The organism is Thioclava indica, from assembly GCF_000714545.1.
Lineage (GTDB): Bacteria > Pseudomonadota > Alphaproteobacteria > Rhodobacterales > Rhodobacteraceae > Thioclava > Thioclava indica.
In genome coordinates, this window is record NZ_AUNB01000051.1 from 59132 (window position 1) to 81420 (window position 22289).

Below are 22289 nucleotides of genomic sequence, written 5' to 3' on the forward strand. Positions count from 1 at the left end.
CGCCCGAAGCCTTTATTGAACCTGATCTTGCGCGGCTTCGGCGGTGCATCTGACGCGCCCTTGCCGCAATTCCACGGACCTCACCTATCATGATTTCTCCCCTTTCCGAAGCGCTCGCCGAGCGTGGCTATGACAAATTGACCCCCGTCCAAGAGGCGGTGACAGACCCGGCTCTGACGCAGTCCGACCTGCTTGTTTCGGCGCAGACCGGATCGGGGAAAACCGTGGGCTTCGGCCTTGCGATTGCGCCTACGCTGATGGGCGATGAGATGCGGATGGGCCCTGCGGCACTGCCGCTGGCGCTGGTCGTGGCACCGACGCGCGAGCTGGCCTTTCAGGTCATGCGCGAGCTGAGCTGGCTTTATGCCAAGACCGGTGCGCGGGTGACCTCCTGTGTCGGCGGTATGGATATGCGCGACGAACGCCGTGCGCTGGAACGTGGCGCGCATATCGTCGTGGGAACGCCGGGTCGTCTAAGCGATCACATCCGGCGCGGCTCTCTTGATCTGAGCGATGCACGCGCTGTGGTGCTCGATGAGGCCGATGAAATGCTGGATCTGGGCTTTCGCGAGGATCTGGAATTCATCCTCGCCGATGCGCCGGAAGAACGTCGCACGCTGCTGTTTTCCGCGACCGTTTCGCCGCCGATTGCCAAGCTGGCTGAAAAATTCCAGCGCAACGCCAAGCGGATCAACACGCTGGGCGGTGCCAGTCAGCACGCCGATATTGCCTATCAGGCGATCCGTGTTGGCCCGACCGATAGCGAACATGCGATCATCAACCTGCTACGCTATCACGACGGCGAAAGCGCGATTGTGTTCGCCAATACCCGCGCTGCCGTGAACCATCTGACCGCGCGTCTGGGCAACCGGGGCCTGGCCGTGGTGACGCTTTCGGGCGAGCTAAGCCAGACCGAGCGCACCCATGCTTTGCAGGCGATGCGTGACGGGCGTGCGCGGGTTTGTGTGGCCACCGATGTCGCTGCGCGCGGGATCGATCTGCCCAACCTGAACCTCGTGATCCATGCCGATTTGCCGGTCAATACCGAAGGCTTGCTGCACCGGTCTGGCCGCACGGGCCGCGCCGGGCGCAAAGGGATTTCGGCGCTGATCGTGCCGCCGCGCGCGACCAAAAAGGCCGAGCGTCTGCTGCAATTCGCCAAGATCAAGGCCGAGTGGACCACCGCGCCGCGCGCCGAAGATATCTTGCGCCGCGATGAGGACAATCTGCTCGCCGATCCGGCTTGGGATGCGGTGCCCTCTGCCGATCAGGCCGATTTCGCCGAGCGTTTGCTGGCTCAGCATTCGCCGATCGAGATCGCCGCGGCCTGTCTGCGTCTCTATCGTGCGCAGAAATGCGCCCCCGAAGAGCTGATGGCACCCGACGCCAAGGCTCCGGCGCGCGATCGCAAGCCCTTTGGCCCGAGCACTTGGTATGCCCTTTCGGTCGGTCATGATGACCGCGCCGAGGCGCGCTGGCTGCTGCCGCTTTTGTGCCGCGCTGGCAATATCGAAAAAGATGGCATCGGCGCGATCCGGGTTCAGAAAACCGAGACTTTCGTCGAGCTGTCGCAAGCCTATGTGGCGGGCTTCAACGCGGCTCTTGGAGGCAATGGCGAGCTGGAAGAAGGCGTGAAGGCGCGCCAATTGGATGCGCCGCCGAAACTGGCCCCCGCAGGTAAGGGTGGCCCGTCCAAAGGGCAGCGCTCTTTTGACGACGGGGATCGCCCGCGCAAGCCGCGCACCGGCCCCAAGCCCAAATTCAACGCACCCCGTGATGGTGATAGTGCGGGCAAACCCGCGCGTGAAAAGCGCGCCACCTGGCAGCCTGATACCGCGCCCGAGCCAAAGTTTGACAAGGCTGCGGGGGGTGATCCGGCGGACAAAGGTAAATTCGGCAAGCCCAAATCAGGCAAAGGGAAGCCCTTCGGTAAGCCGGCAGGAAAGCCCTCTGGCAAGCCGAAGGCGAAGTATAGCGCCAAGCCCAAGGGGAAACCCGCAGGCCCGCGCAAACCCTATCGCGGATCTGATAAATAGCATAAATGTCAAAGCATTAATGCGGGTTTCCCTGTTCTGAGCGAGGCCGCTCGGACAGGGGCCGCTGGCGGTAGGGGCAAATGGCTATGAGCGCAGGATTGATCCGGATGAAGCGCCGATCTGTCGCGTAACGCCACGCGTTACCCCGTCACCACCCCATCCGAGACCACGATCTGACGCTGGCAGGCGGCGGCGATTTTGTCGTCATGCGTTGAGATCAGAAACGTCGTGCCTTCCTCGCGGTTGATCTGCCCGATCAGCTCCATCACCTGCAAGGCCGAGGCGCGATCAAGATTGCCCGTCGGCTCATCCGCCAGCACCAGTTCGGGGCTGTTCATCAGCGCGCGCGCCACCGCGACGCGTTGCTTTTGCCCGCCCGAGAGTTTGGCCGTGGGGAAATGGATGCGCTCGGCCAGCCCCATGCGCACCAACAGATCGGCACCGCGCGCCCGCGCCGCTGGCGTTTCACGCCCATCGCGCACGGCAGTGGGAAAGATCACATTTTCCAGCGCCGTGAAGTCGGGCAGCAGATTGTGGAATTGAAAAACAAAGCCGATATGGCGATTTCGAAACTCGGTTAACTCGCGATCCTCTGCCGCGATCAGGTCATGGTCCAGCATCTGATAGCGCCCCGATGTCGGCTTCATCAAAGTGCCAAGGATCGTCAGCAAGGTGCTTTTGCCCGATCCCGAAGGACCAAGCAACGCCGCCATCTCTCCGGTGTTCAGCGTCAGATCAAGGCCGCGCAGCACACGCGTTGCGGCCTCGCCCGTGCCAAAGGTTTTCACCAGATCGTTGACCTCAAGAAGCGCGCTCATTGGCCGATCGCCGTAACCGGATCGACCTTGGCCGCCGAGCGCGCCGGTAAGATCGAGGCTAAAATCGCGCCGATCACAGTCAGGGTAATCGCCAGCCCATACGAGCCTTGCGTGATATCAAGCGGCAGGGTGCCGGGGCGAAACGCCTCGCGCGATGGAAAGGGTAGCAGTGCGAGATAGCCAAGTCCGGCCCCCATGATGCCCCCCAACAACCCCACCAGCGCGCCTTGTGTGACAAAGACAAAGACCACAAAGCCGCGTGGCGCCCCCATCGCGCGCATGATCCCGATTTCGGGGCGGCGGCGATAGGTCGACAGCAGCAGCGCCGAGGCCACGCCGATCACGATGGTCAGCAGCGCGAACCCTTTGAGGAAATAGCCGGTCTGGGATTGCGCATCCAGCGCCTCCATCAGTTGTGCCGCGCCATCGGTCCATGACACTGCATCAAGGCCCGTCAGCGCGCGGATGCGCAGCGCCGTGGCATCGGCAGCGTTCAGGTCAAACAGCTTGATCTCGATGCGCGTCACCCCTTGGGGCATCGCAAACAAAGTGCGCGCGCTTGAGAGGCTGACAAAGGCGCGCGCCTTGTCCATGCTGCCATTGCCGGTCTCGAAAATGCCGCTCAGCGTCAGCACCATCGTGATCCCGTTTGAACTTTGCAGCCGCACGCTTTGCCCCAGTGACAGTGACAGATCATCCGCCAATTCACGCCCCAAAACGATCAGCCCCGAACCCAGCCGCGCCGAGCCTTCGACCATGTAGCCATCCAGATCGAGGATCGCGGATTCGCGCCCCGGCTCGATCCCGCTTACGCTGACCTGACTGACCTGCGCGCCCCGCGTCAGAAAGCCCGCGCCGGTGATCTGAGGCGAGACCGCCTTGACGCCCGGAACGCCCGCGATCAGCGGCAGCCAGGTCGCTGCCTCGGCCAGCGTGGCGGTGCGCGTTTGCCCCGGTTCGGCGACGAATAAAACCTGCCCCTGCGGCGCGATCAGCAAGGCGGGATCGGCATCCTCGGCCTCAATCGTGATGTGGGAAATATCGCCCACGGTGCGCGCCAGGATGAATTCGGCCAAGCCCCCGATGAGGGCCGACATGAAGATAAAAATGAACACGCCCACCGCGACACCCGTCACCAGTAGCGCGGTTTGTGCGAGGTTGGCCGTCAGGTAGCGGGCCGCAATTTTCAGCGCGTAAAGCATCAGGGCTGCTCCGCAGTCACGGCTTGGCCATCTTTCAGACCTTGCGCATCGACGATCACCTCATCGCCTGCAGCCAGCCCTTTTGTCACGATCAAGCGCGCGGCGGGCCATTCCACGGTCTCGATTGGGCGCAGATGAGCGGTGCCATCCGTGACCACGAAGACGGAACTGCCCGTGGTCCCCGTCACAATTGCGCTGCGCGGAACGGTCAGCGCCGCGTCGCGCTGATCCACGATAATATTGGTCGCAACCGTCAGCCCAAGCGGGGCGGTGACGGGCGTATCAAAGGCGACCTTCACGGCCAAACCGCCGGTCGTGACATCCACGCGCGGCGCAACATAGCTGACATGGCCCGCGCGGGTCGCGGTTTCGCCCACCAGTTGCAACACGGCGGGCTGGTCCAGCGCGATCTGGCGGGCATAAGCCTCATCGACATCGGTTTCGACCACCGGATCGTTCAGATCGGCAAGGCTCAGAACAAGCGTTGCGGGATCAACGATTTGACCGGGATCGACATTCAGCACGACAACACTGCCTGCGATCGGGGCGCTGATCGTGTGGTTTTGCAAAACGATCTGCGCCTGATCGAGCAGAGCGGTCATGCGCGCGACCTCGTTTTCAGCCGATTGCAGCGCGCGGGCCTCATTTTCCAGCACGCTGCGCGCAACATTGCCGCCAAGCGCGAGCGAGCGTTCATACGACACGCGCGCCTGTTCTTTTGCGACAAGCGCTGCGTCCAGCCCTGCCATCGCCTGACGGATCACCGCGTTCTGGGTTTTGGCGTCGATCTGCGCCAAGATCTGACCCGGCTTGACCACATCGCCTTCCTCCACGAGGAGCGAGTCGATCTTGCCCCCGACAAGCGGGCGAATATCGACCGAGTGAACCGGCGCGATCCGACCGTTGACGGCAAGCACGCGCGTCACAGGCGCAAGCGTGGCGGTCTCGACGACAACGCTTGTGGTTTTGTTGGCCCAAGGTTGCAGATACCCCGCCACGCCAAGCCCGATGACCAGCGCGCCAATCCCCGCCCAAAGCCAACGCCGCTTGCGCATGGCGACAGGGTGCGGCGCGGGGGCGTCCGGGCGCAGCGCAGGCACCGCGGGTTCAGAGGGCGTCGTCAGCGAGGGCGCCCGATCGTGCGTGCTCGCATGCTTTGTCTGCTTGTCCAAGGTCACGACACTCCGCTAAATTCTTTGTGCGACAATACGATCAGCGCGCCCGAACTGGTTGCATAGGATAGGGCCGCGCGCGTTGATATGGATCAGGATCAAAGCGCAAAGAGTGATCGAAATCAATTGAGCATCGCGTCACAGGGCGTAAGGTTGCGCGGGGAGGAAGACACGAATCGTTGCGGAAAGGCAGGGTACGTATGGTTGAAACACACGACCATCTCCCAGCAAACGCGTTACCAGAGGGCCGGGTGCATGCCGTGCGCGGGGCCGTGGTGGATGTCGTCTTTGACGGCACGGACCTGCCCGCGATCAACTCTGCGCTGGTGGTGCAATGGGACCGCCCGACGCCGCTGATCCTTGAGGTGCACAGCCATCTTGATTTGCACACGCTGCGCGCCGTGGCGTTTCAATCGACTGCTGGTTTGGCGCGCGATGTGGCGGTGCGCGCGACGGGACGCGCGGTTGAGGTGCCCGTTGGCGAGGCAGTTCTGGGCCGCCTGATTGATTGCATCGGCGAGCCGCAGGATAACGGCCCGGCCTTGCCCGCAGATACGCCGCGCAGCCCGATCCATGCCCGCCCGCCACTGCTTAAGACGCAGACCGGCAGCACCGATATCTTTGAGACCGGCATCAAGGTGATCGACCTGCTCACGCCGATGGCGCAGGGCGGCAAGGCTGCGATGTTTGGCGGGGCAGGGGTTGGCAAGACCGTTCTCGTGATGGAGCTGATCCGCGCCATGGTCGAAAAATACGAAGGTATTTCGGTCTTTGCGGGCATTGGCGAGCGCTCTCGCGAGGGCCATGAAATGCTGACCGAGATGAACGGTTCGGGCGTGCTGGAACGCACCGTTCTGGTCTATGGCCAGATGAACGAACCCCCCGGTGCGCGCTGGCGTGCGCCGCTGACCGCCTTGGCCGTGTCGGAGTATTTTCGCGATCAAAACCACCGCAACGTGTTGTTGTTGATGGATAACGTGTTTCGCTTTGTGCAGGCGGGGGCCGAGGTGTCCAGCCTGCTGGGCCGCCTGCCGTCGCGGGTGGGCTATCAGCCGACGCTCGCCAGCGAAGTGGCGGGCTTGCAGGAACGCATCGCGTCCGTGGCGGGCTCTGCGGTCACAGCGATTCAGGCGGTTTATGTGCCTGCCGATGATTTTACCGACCCGGCTGTCACGACGATTTCCAGCCATATGGATTGCGTGATCGTGCTGTCGCGCGCGCAGGCCGCCGAGGGGTTTTATCCCGCGATTGATCCGCTGGGATCATCCTCGATGCTGCTGGACCCGCTGGTGGTGGGGCAGGCGCATTACGACATCGCAGAAGAGGTGCGCCGCACCCTCGCGCGGTTCCGCGAGCTTAGCGATATCATCTCGCTTCTGGGGGTTGAGGAACTGGGCGCTGCTGACCGCCAGATCGTGACGCGCGCGCGCCGTTTGCAGCGTTTCCTGACGCAGCCTTTCATGGTGACCGAGGCGTTCACCGGCACGCCGGGGGCCAGCGTTGCCCTGACCGATACGCTGGCAGGCTGTCGCGCCATTCTGGAGGGGGAAGCCGACGATTGGTCGGAAAGCTCGCTTTACATGGTGGGCACGCTTGAGGATGCGCGGCGCAAAGAGGCTGCGGCGCAAACCCCGGCACCTGCGCCAGCCGAGGCCACATCATGAGGCTGCGCATTGTCACCCCGCTATCCGTCGTCGTGGACCAAGACATCGACAGCCTGCGCGCCGAGGATGCCAGCGGCAGTTTCGGCATTCTGCAAGGCCACGCCCCGTTTCTGACCGCGCTGGCGATTTCGATTGCCAGTTGGCGCAAGGGTGAGGTTGAGGGGTTCTGCGCCTTGCGCGGCGGGGTGCTGACCGTCTCGGGCGGGGACAGCATCGCCATCGCCACACGAGAGGCCGTCATTGGCACCGATCTCGCGACGTTGGATCGCGAGGTTCTGGCCCGCTTTCGCGCCGATATTGACGTCGAGCGCACCGAACATGTCGAGGGGATGCGGCTGCAACTCAACGCCCTGCGCCACATGATCAGCCACTTGCAGCCCCGCCCCGATAGCGGAGAGTTCCGATGACCCCGCCCGATCAAAAAGACCCCAAGCCAAATGACACTGAGCCAAACGACCCCGAGCCGAACGATACTGAGCCGAACGATACTGAGAACGACCCGCTGGTCATTGAGACACGTCGGCGTCGCGACCGCCGCGACCGCTGGCTGCGCGAGGGTGATATGTCGGTGGGCCGCCGTCTGGCGCAGATCGGCGTGCTTGGCTGGATCTTTGTGCTGCCCACGCTTGCGGGGCTGTTCTTTGGGCGCTGGCTTGATGCGCGCTATGGCACCGGAATCTTCTGGAGCGCGCCATGCATGGTTCTCGGGCTGTGCGTCGGCTTCTACTCGGCTTGGAAATGGATGAATTCGAAATGAGCGATCTGACTGCGATGCCCCTGCCGATCTTGCTCGCCTTGTGTTTTCTGGGCGGGTTGGGGCTTGGCTATGCCTATTTCGCTGCGATGCGCGCAACGGCGGATATGATCGTGCGCGGTGGCAGTCCGCTGCTGGCACTGGCGCTGACGCTGGGCCGGCTGGCGCTGTTGGGGGCGGGATTTTATCTTGCCGTGTTGGCGGGCGGGCTGGCGTTACTGGCGGCGCTCGCGGGGGTGCTGGTGGCTAAATCGCTGATGGTGCGCCAAGCGAAAAGGGCCACGCCATGAACTCGCCGCTTGAATCCGCCGCCCTGTTTTATATCGGCCCCGTCGCGATCACGCAGGCGATTGTGATGACATGGGTGATCATGGCCGTGCTGGTCATCGGCGCGTATCTGCTAACGCGCAGGCTATCGCTGCACCCGAGCAAGCGGCAGGTCGCGCTGGAGTTGCTGGTGGACACGCTTGATACGCAGATTCGCGAAACGACCGGGGCCGCGCCCGCGCCCTATCGCGGCTTTATCGGCACGCTGTTTGTGTTCATCCTCGTGGCGAACTGGTCCTCGTTGATACCGGGCGTCGAGCCCCCCACCGCCAAGCTGGAAACCGATGCCGCGCTGGCGGCGCTGGTGTTTTTCTCGGTGATCTGGTTTGGCGTGCGTGGGGCTGGCGTGGGCGGATATCTTCGCTCGTTCGCGATGCCCAATCCGGTGATGATCCCGCTCAATATGCTGGAAAGCGTGACGCGGGTGTTTTCAATGTTCGTGCGCCTGTTTGGCAATGTCATGAGCGGCGTGTTCGTCATCGGTATTGTCGCCTCGCTGGCGGGGCTGTTGGTGCCGATCCCGCTGATGGCGCTCGATCTGCTGACGGGGCTGGTGCAGGCCTATATCTTTGCCGTGCTGGCGATGGTGTTCATTGCCGCCACGGTCGAGGAAGGCGCACATGGCCCCGCAGACCCCGACCCCGAAACCTCCCTTCAGAAAAAGGATAGCTGATGGATTATCTTTCTATTGCCAGTATCGTCTGCGCGGCCTTTGCCGTGTCGTTTGGCGCGATTGGTCCAGCATTGGCCGAGGGCCGTGCCGTGGCGGCTGCGATGGATGCGATCGCGCGCCAGCCCGAGGCGGCCAACACGATCTCGCGCACGCTGTTTGTCGGGCTTGCGATGATTGAAACAACGGCGATTTACTGCCTTGTGATCTCGTTGTTGCTGCTCTTTGCCAACCCGCTGCTGGCGTGATCCGATGAATTTCGACTTTTGGGGTTTGGGGCTTCAGGCGCTCAATGCGGTGATCTTGATCTGGCTGCTCTCGCGGGTGTTCTGGCGCCCGGTTGCAGCGGCGATCACGCGACGCCAAGCGGCGGCGCAAACGCTGCTGGGGGATGCCAAAGCCACGCAGGACAAGGCGGATGCCGCGCTGGCAGAGCTGACGGCGGCGCGTGCCGGGATCGCGGCAGAGCGTGACAAGGTTCTGGCCGAGGCCAAGGATGCCGCCCTTGCCATCAAGGCCGACGCCCAAAGCGAGGCGCATGCCCAAGCCGAGACGATCATGGCAGCGGCGCGCAGTGATATGGCACGCGAGGCAGACACCGCGCGCGAGACAATGAACGCGCAGGCCGGTGAATTGGCGGTCGATATTGCGCGCAAGCTGCTGGGCGAGTTGCCGGGTGAGGCTGTGCAAGCGGCGTTTTTGCAAAAGCTGACCGATGCGATTGGCGATTTGCCAGCACAAGACCGCGCTGCGCTGGTTGCGGCGAAGCGCGTTGACCTGATGTGTCCCGCCGATCCAAGCGCCGATGCCAAGACCGAAATCACCAGCGCCGTGCAGCAGGCATTGGGCGAGGCGGTGGTTTTGAATTTCGTCACGGATCCCGCGCTGATCGCGGGCTACGAGCTGCGCAGTGATCATTTCGTGCTGCACAATAGCTGGCAAGCGGATCTGGCGGCGATCCTTAAGGAGATGCGCCATGCCGACTGACGCACCCAACTGGATAGACGCCGCGCGCACCAAGGTCGCGCGTGCCAAGCTTGGTCCGCACGCCGAGCATCAAGGCGTTGTCGAAGAAATCGGCGACGGTGTGGCACTGGTCTCGGGGCTGCGCGATGTGCGCCTTGATGAGGTGCTGCATTTTGGCGGCGGTCAGGTCGGGTTCGCGCGGGTCCTTGATGCGGATCGGATCGGCTGCGTCTTGCTGGATGGCACGAGTGATGTCGAGGCCGGCGATACTGTGCGCGGCACGGGCGAGGTGGTCAACGTGCCGGTGGGTGAGGCGCTGCTGGGCCGCATCGTCGACCCGCTGGGCCGCCCGCTGGATGGCAAAGACCCGATCGCGGCGCAGGATCGCTGGCCGATCGAGCGCCCCGCACCCTCGATCATCGAGCGCGATCTGGTCACCGAACCGGTGCAGACGGGCATCGTGGTGGTGGATACGCTATTTGCGCTGGGGCGTGGGCAACGCGAGCTGATCGTGGGCGATCACTCTACCGGCAAGACCACGCTGGGGATCGACGCGCTGATCGCACAGCGCGACAGCGACATGATCTGTGTTTATGTCGCGGTGGGGCAGAAAACCTCTAGCGTGCGCCGCGCCATCGACGCCTTGCGGGCGCAGGGCAATTTCGCGCGCTGCATCGTGATGGTCGCGGGATCGTCCGACGCGCCGGGGCTGCAATGGATCGCGCCCTATGCGGGCATGACGATGGCGGAATATTTCCGCGACAAGGGCCAGCACGCGCTGATCGTGATTGACGACCTGTCCAAACATGCCGCCACCCATCGTGAAATCGCGCTGCTCACGCGCCAATCTCCGGGGCGCGAGGCCTATCCGGGCGATGTGTTTTATATCCATGCGCGGTTGCTGGAGCGGGCTGCGAAACTCTCGCCTGAACGGGGCGGCGGATCGCTGACCGCGCTGCCGATTGCGGAAACCGATCAGGGCAACCTGTCTGCCTATATCCCGACCAACCTGATCTCGATCACCGACGGGCAGATTGTGCTGGATCAGGCGCTGTTTCATCAGGGCCAGAAACCCGCCGTGGATGTCGGCCTTAGCGTCAGCCGGGTCGGGGGCAAGACGCAGGCCCCGGTGCTGCGCAAGGCGGCGGGCACGCTACGCCTTGATTATGCGCAGTTCTTGGAGCTTGAGGTCTTTACCCGCTTTGGCGGCATGCCCGATGGCCGGGTGCGCCAGCAACTTACCCGAGGCGGGCGCATCCGCGAGGCCCTGCGCCAGCCCCAGCACCTGCCGTTCCGCCTTGTCGACGAGGTGGCGCTGATGCTGGCGGTGCAAACGGGGCTGCTTGATGCGCTGCCCGCACCGCTTGTAGCCGCGTTTCGCTCGGGGCTGCCCGCCGCGCTGGATCACGATGCGGCCCAAGCCGTGCAGGCGATTGCGGGCGGCAGCACGCTGGATGACGCGACAAAAACCGCTTTGAGCGGCGCGATGGCGCGTCTCATTGCCTCGCTGACCCCCGCCGAGCCCACCCCATGACCGAGCGCCTGGCCGAAGTCAGCGCGCGGATCGCCGGGGTGCGCCAACTGGGCGCGGTGGTGAACGCGATGAAGGGCATCGCCGCAGCGCGCGCGCGCAGTGCCCGCACGCAGATGGAGGCGGTGGACAGCTACGCTGCAACGATTTGCACCGCGATGGCGCGTATCCTTCCTGCGGAACCCGCAGGCCCCGCCGCACTGGCGCAGGGGGAGGGGCGATTGGGGCTGCTGGTGTTTTTGGCCGAGCAGGGCTTTGCCGGAGCGTTCAGCGAGCGGGTGCTGGAAAGCATTCACGACGCGCTGGGCACGTCTGACCTGTTGGTGGTCGGAACGCGCGGGCTTTCGATTGCCCATTCCCGCGAGATTACCCCCTATTGGAGCGCGCCGATGCCCTCGCATTCGCCCGGCATTCCCAAGCTGGCCGACACGATCACGCAGGCGATCTACCGTGCGCTGGACGCAAGGCAGTTCGATCGCCTTGATGTCGTTTACGCCCGCTGGGAAGGCGGGCGCACGCAGATCATTCGCCGCCCGCTATTCCCGATCGACCTCACAGATATACACGCCCCGACCGCCACGCCGCCGCTGACGCAACTGCCCGCCCCGACGCTGCTGGCCAGTCTGGGCGCAGAATATGTGCATGCCCGCATCTGCAAAGCGGCGCTGCATGCCTTTGCTGCCGAAAACGAGGCGCGCATGGAATCGATGACCTCGGCGGCTAGCCAGATCGCGCGCGAACTTGATGTGTTCGAGGCCACCCTGCGCCGCGTGCGCCAAGAGGCCATCACCGCCGAAATCATCGAACTGGGCACCGGCGCCAGCACCGCGCGCGAGGGTGGCTGAGCGGGGTGTTAGGCCTGATCGGGGGATCGCGCGGTGAAATAGCTCCGCAGCCCTGTCATCGACAGCACGTGTATTCCGATCAGCGCCAGCGCCATCAACAGCTCGACCTTAACGCCAAGGCCTTGCAGCGGGGCGAAATGGGTCGCAGCCGTGATGGAGATCAGGGTCAGCGCGCTCGTCAGCAGGGGCGCAGAGATGCGCGGCAGGGGGCTGATCCGGTGCAACCGCCATAGAGACAGCGCCAGCCCCATGGCCTCGGCTGCCGTCGAAAGCCAGATCACGAACACGAACGATCCGGTCTCGCGCAGAACCAGATAACTCAGCGGCAAGATGAGCACGCGCGGCAGGTTTCCCCACATCCCATTGCTGCTTTGGCCGACCGACAGCGCGACCACCGTCGGCCCGGTCTTGGCCACGCGCACGGATTGCAACACTGCAAAGGGAATGAGCAGCGCGCTGAGGCTGGCGTATTTAGCACCCAGAAGCAGGTGGATCACCGGCGTGCCCAGCAAAAAGACCCCTAACATCAGAACCGACCCGGTCAGCAAAGCAGCTTCGAACGCGGCTTTGCTCAGATGACGTTGGACATCAGGCTGACCGGCTGCGCGTGCGGCGGCCAGCTTGGGCAAAAAGAAATGCTGGATCGTCTTTGCCCCGATCAAGGTTGGCGTCAGCGTCAGCGTGACCCCCATCGCGAAAAGCGCCAGCGCTTCCATCCCGGCCAAGCGCCCGACAATCACCTTATCGCCCTGAAACACAAGAAACATCATCGCCGCATTGACCAATAGCGGCGCGCCAAACACCATGGATTGACGCATCTCGATCCGGTCCAGCCGCAACCGATAGCGCCGCTCGGCCATAAGATGCGAGGTGATCAGCCCAAGGGCCGTGTAAATCAGCATCGCCCAAAGCGCGACGCGCCAATCGCCAAAGAACCGTGCCAAGGGCCATAGCGCCAGTAGCGCGCCGAAAGCGGGCAGGGTGCCCGTTAGCAGTACCGGCAAATACCGCCCGTCGCGCTGGGCGCGGTGAATGTCGAAATGTTGCAGCGCATTGAGCAACGGGATCAGCGCCAGCCAGCGATAGGCCGAGGTGGCTTGCGGTATGCCCATGAAATCGGCGATCGGCCCCGCCAGCACCAGCAGCGCTACCGCCGAAAGCATGCCGCGCAGCACCTGAAACCCCTGCAAAGCGGCTTGATAGCGCGGATCATCGCCGCGCGGCGATTGCACGATTTGCTGATGCAGCTCCAGCGTCGAGGCCATTTCCAGCACCGCCATCACCATCGCAAACGTCGCAGCGACTCCGTAATCGGCCACCGGGATCAACCGGGCCAACAACAGGTTGCGCGCCAGGAGCAAAGCCGAGGTCGCGGCATTCCCGCTCAGGATAAACAGTGCGGTGCGCAGCATGAATGGATCGGGCCTCGCGGCGTCTGCGCGCGGCATCGAATGACGCGACGGCAAGGGACGGGTTTGCTTTGGGGCAAGTTTCGGCGCTTGTCGGGTTTTGGTCAAGCGGGGGCTGTGGCTGTTGTGACATGCTCGCAACGCTGTGGGGCGCATTGGGCTTGTCAGCTTGGCTGTCTTGCTGTTGAACTCTTTGCAAAACAAGAATGGCCGAGCATGACCAGCGCAAAAAACACTCCCTTTACTGGCCCCAGTGCCGCGCTTTTGCGTGTTGCAAAAGGCGATCTATGCGCGGGCTGCGGGCTGTGTGCGGGGCTGGCTCCGGGGCGGATCACGATGGAGATGACCCCGCCCGGCTTTCCCCGTCCGGTGCAAACTGCTGATCTGAGCGGGCCGCAAGAGGCTGGCATCACGGCCAGTTGCCCCGGTTTGGGCCAAACCAGCGCGCGCGCAGGCGAGGGGCGTGACCCGCTTTGGGGGCCGTATCGACAGATGGTCACCGGCTGGGCGCGCGATGAAAACCTGCGGTTCGCGGGGGCCTCGGGGGGCGCGTTGTCGGCGCTGGCAGCGCATCTTTTGACCTCGGCGCGGGTCGATGGAGTGATCCAGATCGAGGCCGATCCCGCCAATCCAACAGGCAACCGCACGCGTATTAGCGAAACGCCCGAACAAGTGGCACAGGCGGCAGGCTCGCGCTATGCGCCCTCCAGTCCGCTTACGGATTTGGCTGATTATCTGGCGTCGGGACGGCGCTATGCCTTCATCGGGAAACCCTGCGATTGCGCGGCTTTGCGTGCGCTCAGCCTGCGCGATCCGGCTGTGGCGCGCGCCTTTCCGGTGATCCTGTCATTCTTTTGTGCGGGCGTTCCCAGTGCGACGGGCGCGCAGGAATTGCTGGACAAAATGGGCGTTCCGGCGGATCAGCTTGCGGCATTTCGCTATCGCGGCAATGGCTGGCCGGGGCGCGCAACGGCGACCTTGCAGGATGGCAGCACGCGCGATCTAGACTATCACGCGGCTTGGGGCGGGGTGCTGGCGCATCACGTTCAGCATCGCTGCAAGATCTGCGCCGATGGCACGGGCGTCGCCGCCGATCTGGTTTGCGCCGATGCGTGGCAGGCCGATGCCAAGGGCTACCCGCTTTTTGACGAGGCCCCCGGCGTCAGTCTGATCGTGGCGCGCACGCGTCTTGGGGCCGAGATTTTGGCGCAGGCCGAAGCGGCAGGCGCGGTGCAAACGCAGCCCTTCGATGTGGCCGATCTTGCCGCGATCCAGCCCGGTCAACGCGAACGCCGCCGCGCGCTATTTGCGCGTCTTGCCGCGCTGCGTCTGATGGCGCGCCCGGTGCCGGTTTATGTCGGGATGGACCTGCGCGCCTGTGCGCGACAAAACCCGATTGCGCGGAATTTGCGTAACTTCGCAGGCACAATCCGACGCGCATTTACGAGGCCGAAATGAGCCGCGCGCTGCGTGTCTGCCTGATCTTTCACTCGACGCGTTCAGACAATTTGGGCGTCGGGGCGTTGACGGTGTCCGAGATCGCGCTGCTGCGCAAACTGGGGCGGCAGATCGGGCGCGAGATCGCGATCACGGTGCTGGACTGGAAGGATGCGCGCGCGCCTTACGTCTCGGGCGATGATCTGACATTGATCGAGGTCGATGGCGCTTTCCTCAAATCGCCCAAGGGCTTGTTCGCCACTGTTAAAGCGTCTGATCTCGTGATTGATGTTGGCGGCGGCGACAGTTTTGCCGATATTTATGGCGCGAAACGGCTGATCCGGATGTTCTGGATGAAATTCGCGGCGCATCTCGCGGGCACGCCTTTGGTCGTCGCCCCGCAAACGATCGGGCCGTTTTCAAAACGCTGGTCGAAATGGCTGGCGCGGATATCGCTGAACCGCTCGGCGCTGGTGGCGGCGCGTGATGAGCGCTCGGGCGAGGCGTTGCGCGCACTTGGCTATCGTGGCGAGGTGGTGGCGGCCTCTGATCTGGCGCTGCGACTGCCTTATCAACCCCCTGAAATGGCGCAGGGCGGTGCGCCGCGCGTTGGGATTAACGTCTCGGGGTTGTTGATGGCGGGGGGCTATCAGGGCGGCAATGATTTCGGCATGAGCCTTGATTATCCGGCGCTGATCGCGCGGCTGATCGCGTGGTTTCAAGGGCAGGGGGCCGAGGTCCATCTGGTGCCCCATGTCATTGTGCCAAGCGGGCCGATGGTGATCGAGGACGACCTGCGCGCTTGCGAGGCGCTGGCAAAGACGCATGGCGTGATCTGCGCACCTGCGTTTGACAGCCCCGGCGCTGCGAAATCCTACATCGCGGGGCTCGATTTCTTTACCGGCGCGCGGATGCATGCCTGTATCGCGGCGTTTTCCAGCGGTGTTCCGGTGGTGCCGATGGCCTATAGCCGCAAGTTTGCGGGGCTGTTTGGCACGCTGGGTTATACCCGCACCGTTGACTGCACCAACACCAACGAGGACGGTGTTTTCGCAGCCGTAACCGAAGGCTACCTGATGCGCGACACGCTGGCGGGCGAGATGAAAGAGTCGCTGGCCAAGGGGTTGGAGCGGCTCGGGGCCTATGACGCGGCGCTGCTCGCCCAGTTGGAGAGCATCCGTGGCTGAAGCTGCTGTCATCATTCCCCATTACAACGATGTGGTCCGCCTGATCCGCTGCCTTGAGGTTCTTGCCCCCCAGATTGACGCGCGCTGCGAAGTGATCGTGGTTGATAACAATTCTACCGTCGATCTGTCTCCGGTGCGCGCGGCCTTTCCCGATCTGCACATCGTCACCGAGGCCAAGAAAGGCGCCGCCGAGGCGCGCAACCGCGGCGTGGCTGAAACCACGGCCGAGCGGCTGTTTTTCATCGACAGCGATTGTGTGGCCGCTCCTGATTGGATCGCGACGGCGTTTGCCGTGATGGAGCGCGGCGATCTGGTGGGCGGGCATGTCGCGGTGTTTGACGAAACCCCGCCGCCGCGATCCGGGGCAGAGGCGTTCGAGACGGTTTTTGCCTTTGATTTCCGCCGCTACATTGAGGAAAAGGGCTTTTCCGGCACCGGCAATCTGCTGACGCGGCGCGATGTGTATCAGGGCACGGGGCCGTTCATCGCCGGGCTGTCCGAAGATCTCGATTGGTGCCGCCGCGCGACCGCCAAGGGCTATAAGCTGGTCTACGCCGAGGGGCTGCGCGTGGGACACCCGTCGCGTCAGGACTGGGCGGCGCTTGCGCGCAAATGGCGGCGGCTAAGCGAAGAGGGGTTCGGCGTGAACGGATCGGCCCCGCTGGAGCGTCTGACATGGGCGGGCAAGGCGCTGTTGATGCCGCTCTCGATCCTTGCCCATATCCCCAAAGTGCTGCGCCACCCCGATCTGCGCGATAACCGCGAGCGGGCGCGCGCATTGCTAACGCTGGCGCGCTTGCGGCTGGCGCGGATGGGCTGGATGCTGCGTCAGGCTGTTTTCGGGCATCTGTGAAACAGTGCCGATTAGCCACATATCGCCGCGCTGCCGCCCTGAATTTGCCGTGTTTACCTTGTTTAACTCACTCTTGAGGGCCTACCCTCATCGACACAAGCAGTAAGCAGAGCCGCGCTGAACGTGGCCGCGACAGGCGAAATGATATGCGACATGAGATGCACAGTTTTGGGCTGATTGCGCGCGTTTTCCAGCGGGGCGCTTTGGGCTGCGTGATGGCGATGGCGCTGACGGCCCCTGCGCAGGCGCGCGATTGGTCGGTTGATGGCGCAGCGGCGCTCAGCAACGTTATCGGCCAACTTGCACCGGGCGATGTCGTCGCGCTGGAACCGGGCGACTACCCAGCGCTGAGCCTGTCAAAGCTTGCAGGCGACGAGGATAAGCCGATCACCTTTCGCTCAAGCGACGCCGCGCATCCTGCCCGCATCGAACGGATGGACCTGCGCGAGGTCAGTCATCTGGTCTTCGACGATCTGCTGTTTGACTACGATTATGCCCCCGATGATAAAGCAAATCTACGCCCGTTTCAGGTGTTCACCGCGCGCGATGTGACCATTAAGAACTCGGTGTTTGATGGTGATCTGGCGCCTCCGACGGCGGGCTCGCCCGAACATAACCCACTGCCCACGGCGTTTGGTCTGGCCCTGCGGGCATCCGCGGATCTACACATCGAGAATAACGAATTTCGACGCTTTTTCCGGGGCTTGGTCGTAAGCGACTGCGTCGATATCTCGGTCACCGGCAATGATATTCACGACATGCGCATGGACGGGATGAACTTCGCGCAGGTTGAACGCGTGACCATCACGGGCAATCATATCCATGATTTCCTGCGCGCCGCCCTACTGGCCGATCATGCCGATATGATCCAGTTCTGGACTGCGGGAACCACCCGTCCCAGCCGCGATATCCTGATTGCGGATAACATTTTCAACTCTGGCATGGGGCTGTTTACGCAGTCCATCTTGATGCGAAACGAGCTGGTGGATCGCGGCAAAGCGGGCGACGAGATGTTTTACCGCAACGTGACGATCCGCGACAACGTGATCGTCAACGCGCATTTGCACGGCATCACGCTGGGGCAAACCGATCACGTCGAGATTACCAATAACACGCTGATCCATAACGCATTTTCGCAAGGCGTCGAGGTCGACCCCAAGCTATGGATTCCCCAGATCCGGGTGGCGCGCGATGCGCGTAATGTGGTGATTGAAAAGAACGTCGTGGGCGAAATCGCCGGGCCGGTCGGGCAGACCGACTGGAGCGTGAAAGACAATCTGCTGATCCAAGATATCTCACCCAGCCGCCCTAATTTCTACGACACGCTGTTCGTCGCCGCGCGCACTGGCCTGCCCGATGATCTGCGCAATTTCGACTATCTTCCCGGCGGCGCGCTGGCAGGGGCTGGTATCGGTGCGCCGCAGTTGGACGGGTTGGCGCGAAAGGCCACCCTGCAACCGGTCATGCGCATCGGGGCAACGCCGGAAGGCGGCAAAGAACTACTGTTTGATGCAGCCAAAACCGTGCTGCCAGCGGGCGTTGACCCGGCCAAAGTCACCTATGATTGGCAGATCGGCAAAGCCGACAAGATCGCGGGTTCCAGGGTGCCATTCACCTTTGAGCGCCCCGGCAATTATCGCATCACCCTAACGGCCATGTTGCCAGATGGGCAAAGCCGCTCGGCACAGGGCCAGATCGTTGTGCGCGACAGTCGGGTGCTGACGTTTGACCCTGAAATCGGGCGGATCGTGTCGCATGTTGGCGCGGAACCCAAGGTGCTTTCCACCATCGCCGTGTCTCCGGGTGCGCTGGAATTTGGCGCAGGTGGCGGCGCAATCGACGTGCCCGCCAAGATGATCACGCCGTTTTTTGGCTCCAACACGTTCAAGCTGTCGATGCGGCTGCGCGCGATGGGTGATTACAAGTCGGCGGGCGAGGTCGTGCGGATCCATCAATCGCTGATCATCAGGGCGACGGGGCGGGGTACCTTCACCGTCGAATTCTGGCCTGCCAACGGCCATCGCCTGTTTTTGCGCACCAAGCGGATCCCGCTATTTGACGGGAAATGGCATGACGTGAGCTTTGAGTATGACGCCGCGAAAAGTCATTTCGAGGTCCACGGTGATGGCGCGCTGATCGGGCAGGGCTCGGTTTCGGGCGAAACCCGCCCAATCGAATATTGGGGTTTGTCACTGGGTAACCCGTTTGGTGAACGCGATAGCTTCCACGGTGAAGTGGAGACGCTGGGGCTGGACGCCACCGGTCCTGCGGTCGTGGGGACGCTGTGATGAATCGGGCCGGTGTTGCGGGGCGCGGAGGGCTGCGCTCGGCACGTGTCGGGCCGCAAAAGGCGAGCACGGAAACGCTCCCCGATGCAGCTTTGGCCGAGGCGAAATTGCCATGGCCCGTTCTGATTTTTCTGTTGACGATACTGTTTCCGTTTAAGGTCTATGTCGGCCCGCTTGCACTGACAGGCCCACGTCTGTTTCTCATGGTGATGGCGGTTCCGTTGTTCATTAAGCTTTTCAGCGGGCGTTATGGCCGCCTTCTGGCCGTCGATTGGCTATTCTTGTTGCACGCGATCTGGCTGTCGGTGGCGCTTGCGGTGAACAACCCTGACCGTGTGATCCAGCAAGCGGGGTCGGTCGGGATCGAGTTCTTCGGTGGCTATCTGATGGGGCGGGCCTATATCCGGTCCCGTGAGGATTTTGCCGCTCTCGGACGCGTTCTAATCTGGTCAGTTCTACTGATGACGCCGTTCTCTCTGTATGAAACGAAAACCGGCACGAGCCTTATTCCAACATTGATTAACAAGATCCCCGGTGTGGGAACGATCACGTTCAACTATCAGGATCCGCGAATGGGGCTTGAGCGCGTGCAGGGCCCCTTTGCGCATCCCATCCATTTCGGTCTTTATTGCTCGGTGGTTTTTTCCTTTGCATTCGTGGCCTTCGAAGGCATCAAATCACTGTCCCGGCGGATCGTAGCCAGCGGCTTCATCCTGTTGAACGGGTTCCTTGCTCTCTCTTCGGGGGCCTTGCTTTCGCTTCTCTTGCAGATCGCGCTGATCGGTTGGTATCTGGGGCTGCGTCGGTTCGAGAGGCGTTGGTGGATATTATTAGGCCTGTTTGTGTTCGCCTATGTCATTGTTGACCTGCTGTCGAACCGGTCGCCGGTCATGGTTTTCCTGAGCTACGCAACTTTTTCAGCCCATACTGCCTATTGGCGCACGATCATTTTCGATTGGGGGCTGAAAAATGTTTGGGCCAACCCGATCTTTGGGATCGGGCTGAACGACTGGGTGCGGCCTTGGTATATGTATTCGGGCAGCATGGATAATTTCTGGCTCGTGATGGCCGTGCGCTACGGCATCCCGGGATTCTTCTTCGTGACCGCCGGTTATGTCTGGGGACTGTTCAAGGTGATGTTTCGCGATTTTAGCGGCGATGCGCGAATGCAGCGCTTTCGTCGCTCTTGGGTGTTCACCTTCGCGGGCATGACTTTCACGCTTTGCACTGTCTATGTCTGGGAATCGATCTACGCCTTCACCTTCTTCCTGTTCGGTGCCGGAATGTGGATGTTAACCGAGGTCGCAAAGGAGAGGGCGACAGAGGAGGGCGGCGAAAATGAACACCGCGCGGTTCCGCAAAACGCCTATACCCGTTTTGCCCAGTCCCATCGCCGCGAGGCCCGCTAACGCCCGATCCGTTCGCGTGCCTCGGGTGACAGAGCGGCCAGAACGGCGGCGGGGGGGGCTAGGCCGAAATAGCCGCGCAATAGTGCGCGTGCTTCGGCGCCGTGGCCTTGCAGGATCAGTTGTACCGCCTTGGCGAGCGACCAGAACATTCCGCCGATCAGGCCGGGGCGGAAATGGCGGCGCAGGAACATCGCGCGAGCGCGGTGTTTGAAATATTGCGAGAATGGTGACGCGACAGAGCCCAGACGTTGCGAGCCAATGGCCGAGCCGGCTTTGTGCAAAACCACGGCGTCGGGGCAATAGGCGATGCGCAAGGTGCCTCGGCGCAGCGCCCAATCGACTTCTTCATAATAGAGGAAATAATCCTCGGCCAGCGGGCCTGCCGCCTCGTAAAAGGCGCGCGTGGCGATCAGGCTGGCACCGGTCACGAACTCGATCCGGGCGGCGTTCGGGGCAGGGGTGTCGCGATCTGCGAATTGGTTGATGTTATGCGTGATCCCGGTGCGCTGGTCGATTGTGCCGCCGTCAATCTGGATCATCTCGGGCTTGTCGGCATAGACCACGCGATGCGCGATCATCCCGATTTGCGCATCATCCGCGCCATAGCTCGCCAGTTGGCGCGCAGTGTCGGGCGGTGCGATACAGTCGGGGTTGAGCAGCCAGAAGCGGTCAATTTCAGGAACGCGCGCCAGCCGTTCCAGCCCCAGATTGATGCCCGCCGCAAATCCGCCATTCACGCCTGCCTTGATCAGCGCGATCCCCGGCGCGCCTGCCTGCGCGGGGGGGAGCAAAGCAGGGCCAACCGTCTCGCGCACAACCGTATTGGTGTGATCGCGTGAGGCGTTATCGACCACCACCACATGCAGCACCACGCCCCGTGCCGCCTGCAGCGCGCGCAGGCAGTCTGCGATCACGTCGGCCGCGTTGTAAGTCACGATCACCACGCCCAGATGCGGGGTGGATGTTGGGGCGGGGCTCGCTGCCATAGGTCGGTGTTTTCCGTGCTGAATTTCGATCAGGGAATCAGAATGGCGCGGCGATGACCAGAGCGATCAGGCGCAAGCCCGCAAAACCTGCGCCTGTGTGGCGTTTAGACCCCGCGCGACAAGGCCGCGACCCCCGTGCGTGCCACATCGGACAGGCCCAAGGGGCGCATCAGCTCGGCAAAGGCGTCGATTTTCTCGGACGTGCCGGTGATCTCGAACACAAAGCTCTCCAGCGTGCTATCCACGACATTGGCGCGGAAAATATCGGCCAGACGCAGCGCCTCGACGCGCTTGTCGCCGGTGCCAGACACTTTCAACAACGCAAGTTCACGCTCGACCGGGCTGCCCTCGACCGTCAGATCCTTGACTTCGTGCACGGGCACGATGCGGCCCAGTTGCGCCTTGATCTGTTCAATTACCGACTCCGTGCCCGTGGTGACGACGGTGATGCGGCTTTTGTGACCTGCGTGATCAACCTCGGCGACGGTCAGGCTGTCGATGTTATAGCCGCGCCCCGAGAACAACCCGATCACGCGCGCCAGAACGCCCGCCTCGTTGTCCACGATCACCGCCAGTGTGTGCGAGCGTTCTAGCTGGCTGTGGCTGTCGCGCAGATCATAAGCCGAATGGCTCGATGCGCCTTTTTTGATTTTCAGAGCGGCCATTGCCTCTCTCCTCTTATCTAAATTCCAACTGCTTCAAATCTTGCGCGGGGAGGGGGCGTGACCCCCGGTC

Annotated in this window: 21 protein-coding genes; 15 read left to right on the forward strand and 6 right to left on the reverse strand. The window is 62.8% G+C overall.

Annotation, left to right across the window (positions count from 1 at the left end; all coding sequences use genetic code 11):
• The first annotated feature begins 89 nt into the window (after positions 1-89).
• Positions 90-2036: a DEAD/DEAH box helicase gene (locus DT23_RS14105; protein ID WP_038132228.1), complete on the forward strand. Its 1947-nt coding sequence runs from the start codon at positions 90-92 to the stop codon at positions 2034-2036.
• A gap of 140 nt (positions 2037-2176) precedes the next feature.
• Here the strand turns inward: DT23_RS14105 and DT23_RS14110 are convergent, their stop codons facing one another.
• The 3 genes from DT23_RS14110 to DT23_RS14120 are packed head-to-tail and all read right to left on the reverse strand — an operon-like array spanning position 2177 to position 5228.
• Positions 2177-2854 carry an ABC transporter ATP-binding protein gene (locus tag DT23_RS14110; RefSeq protein WP_038132229.1) on the reverse strand — a complete coding sequence of 226 codons (678 nt, stop codon included), beginning with the start codon at positions 2852-2854 and terminating at the stop codon, positions 2177-2179.
• The gene (locus DT23_RS14115; RefSeq protein WP_038132230.1) at positions 2851-4056 is read right to left on the reverse strand and encodes an ABC transporter permease; all 1206 of its coding nucleotides are present in this window, start codon (positions 4054-4056) and stop codon (positions 2851-2853) included. Before DT23_RS14115 ends, DT23_RS14110 begins: the two co-directional genes overlap by 4 nt.
• Entirely contained in the window at positions 4056-5228 is a 1173-nt protein-coding gene (locus DT23_RS14120) for an efflux RND transporter periplasmic adaptor subunit (protein ID WP_240473628.1), read from the reverse strand. Before DT23_RS14120 ends, DT23_RS14115 begins: the two co-directional genes overlap by 1 nt.
• Positions 5229-5428: 200 nt before the next feature.
• On the opposite strand from DT23_RS14120, the gene atpD reads away from it, so the two are divergent.
• Genes atpD through DT23_RS14165 form a run of 9 tightly spaced genes read left to right on the forward strand, consistent with a single transcriptional unit; the run spans position 5429 to position 11985 of the window.
• On the forward strand, positions 5429-6892 hold the full coding sequence (gene atpD / locus DT23_RS14125) for a F0F1 ATP synthase subunit beta (RefSeq protein ID WP_038132232.1): 1464 nt from the start codon (positions 5429-5431) through the stop codon (positions 6890-6892).
• The gene (locus DT23_RS14130; RefSeq protein WP_038132233.1) at positions 6889-7299 is read left to right on the forward strand and encodes a F0F1 ATP synthase subunit epsilon; all 411 of its coding nucleotides are present in this window, start codon (positions 6889-6891) and stop codon (positions 7297-7299) included. The genes atpD and DT23_RS14130 overlap by 4 nt, the downstream gene beginning before the upstream one ends.
• The gene (locus tag DT23_RS14135) at positions 7296-7649 is read left to right on the forward strand and encodes an AtpZ/AtpI family protein (RefSeq protein WP_081847207.1); all 354 of its coding nucleotides are present in this window, start codon (positions 7296-7298) and stop codon (positions 7647-7649) included. Before DT23_RS14130 ends, DT23_RS14135 begins: the two co-directional genes overlap by 4 nt.
• Complete coding sequence (locus DT23_RS14140; protein WP_038132235.1) at positions 7646-7936, forward strand: N-ATPase subunit AtpR; 291 nt, start codon at positions 7646-7648, stop codon at positions 7934-7936. The genes DT23_RS14135 and DT23_RS14140 overlap by 4 nt, the downstream gene beginning before the upstream one ends.
• On the forward strand, positions 7933-8646 hold the full coding sequence (locus DT23_RS14145) for a F0F1 ATP synthase subunit A (RefSeq protein ID WP_038132237.1): 714 nt from the start codon (positions 7933-7935) through the stop codon (positions 8644-8646). Before DT23_RS14140 ends, DT23_RS14145 begins: the two co-directional genes overlap by 4 nt.
• On the forward strand, positions 8646-8891 hold the full coding sequence (locus tag DT23_RS14150) for a F0F1 ATP synthase subunit C (RefSeq protein ID WP_038132238.1): 246 nt from the start codon (positions 8646-8648) through the stop codon (positions 8889-8891). The genes DT23_RS14145 and DT23_RS14150 overlap by 1 nt, the downstream gene beginning before the upstream one ends.
• Before the next feature lie 4 nt (positions 8892-8895).
• Complete coding sequence (locus tag DT23_RS14155) at positions 8896-9630, forward strand: F0F1 ATP synthase subunit B family protein (protein ID WP_038132239.1); 735 nt, start codon at positions 8896-8898, stop codon at positions 9628-9630.
• The gene (locus DT23_RS14160; protein ID WP_038132241.1) at positions 9620-11143 is read left to right on the forward strand and encodes a F0F1 ATP synthase subunit alpha; all 1524 of its coding nucleotides are present in this window, start codon (positions 9620-9622) and stop codon (positions 11141-11143) included. The genes DT23_RS14155 and DT23_RS14160 overlap by 11 nt, the downstream gene beginning before the upstream one ends.
• On the forward strand, positions 11140-11985 hold the full coding sequence (locus DT23_RS14165) for a F0F1 ATP synthase subunit gamma (protein ID WP_038132242.1): 846 nt from the start codon (positions 11140-11142) through the stop codon (positions 11983-11985). The genes DT23_RS14160 and DT23_RS14165 overlap by 4 nt, the downstream gene beginning before the upstream one ends.
• Before the next feature lie 8 nt (positions 11986-11993).
• On the opposite strand, the gene DT23_RS14170 is transcribed toward DT23_RS14165, so the two are convergent.
• Complete coding sequence (locus tag DT23_RS14170) at positions 11994-13397, reverse strand: oligosaccharide flippase family protein (RefSeq protein WP_051697310.1); 1404 nt, start codon at positions 13395-13397, stop codon at positions 11994-11996.
• Between the two features lie 213 nt (positions 13398-13610).
• Between DT23_RS14170 and DT23_RS14175 the strand changes: the two genes are divergently transcribed.
• The 5 genes from DT23_RS14175 (at position 13611) to DT23_RS14195 (ending at position 20568) form a co-directional block, all read left to right on the forward strand.
• Positions 13611-14852, forward strand: a complete 1242-nt coding sequence (locus DT23_RS14175; RefSeq protein WP_051697323.1) for a Coenzyme F420 hydrogenase/dehydrogenase, beta subunit C-terminal domain — start codon at positions 13611-13613, stop codon at positions 14850-14852.
• Positions 14849-16018, forward strand: coding sequence for a polysaccharide pyruvyl transferase family protein (locus tag DT23_RS14180; protein WP_051697311.1), 1170 nt, complete (start codon positions 14849-14851; stop codon positions 16016-16018). Before DT23_RS14175 ends, DT23_RS14180 begins: the two co-directional genes overlap by 4 nt.
• A complete protein-coding gene (locus tag DT23_RS14185) occupies positions 16011-16871 on the forward strand; it encodes a glycosyltransferase family 2 protein (protein ID WP_038132243.1) in 861 nt (286 codons plus the stop codon). Before DT23_RS14180 ends, DT23_RS14185 begins: the two co-directional genes overlap by 8 nt.
• 146 nt (positions 16872-17017) lie before the next feature.
• The gene (locus DT23_RS14190; protein WP_038132245.1) at positions 17018-19159 is read left to right on the forward strand and encodes a right-handed parallel beta-helix repeat-containing protein; all 2142 of its coding nucleotides are present in this window, start codon (positions 17018-17020) and stop codon (positions 19157-19159) included.
• On the forward strand, positions 19159-20568 hold the full coding sequence (locus DT23_RS14195; RefSeq protein ID WP_051697313.1) for an O-antigen ligase family protein: 1410 nt from the start codon (positions 19159-19161) through the stop codon (positions 20566-20568). The genes DT23_RS14190 and DT23_RS14195 overlap by 1 nt, the downstream gene beginning before the upstream one ends.
• Here the strand turns inward: DT23_RS14195 and DT23_RS14200 are convergent.
• Together DT23_RS14200 and ilvN are read right to left on the reverse strand one after the other, a co-directional pair.
• Positions 20565-21554 (reverse strand): glycosyltransferase family 2 protein, encoded by a 990-nt coding sequence (locus DT23_RS14200; RefSeq protein WP_038132246.1) that lies wholly within the window; start codon positions 21552-21554, stop codon positions 20565-20567. The two genes, DT23_RS14195 and DT23_RS14200, sit on opposite strands and share 4 nt — an antisense overlap.
• Before the next feature lie 104 nt (positions 21555-21658).
• Entirely contained in the window at positions 21659-22219 is a 561-nt protein-coding gene (ilvN, locus tag DT23_RS14205) for an acetolactate synthase small subunit (protein WP_038132248.1), read from the reverse strand.
• Positions 22220-22289 lie beyond the last annotated feature (70 nt).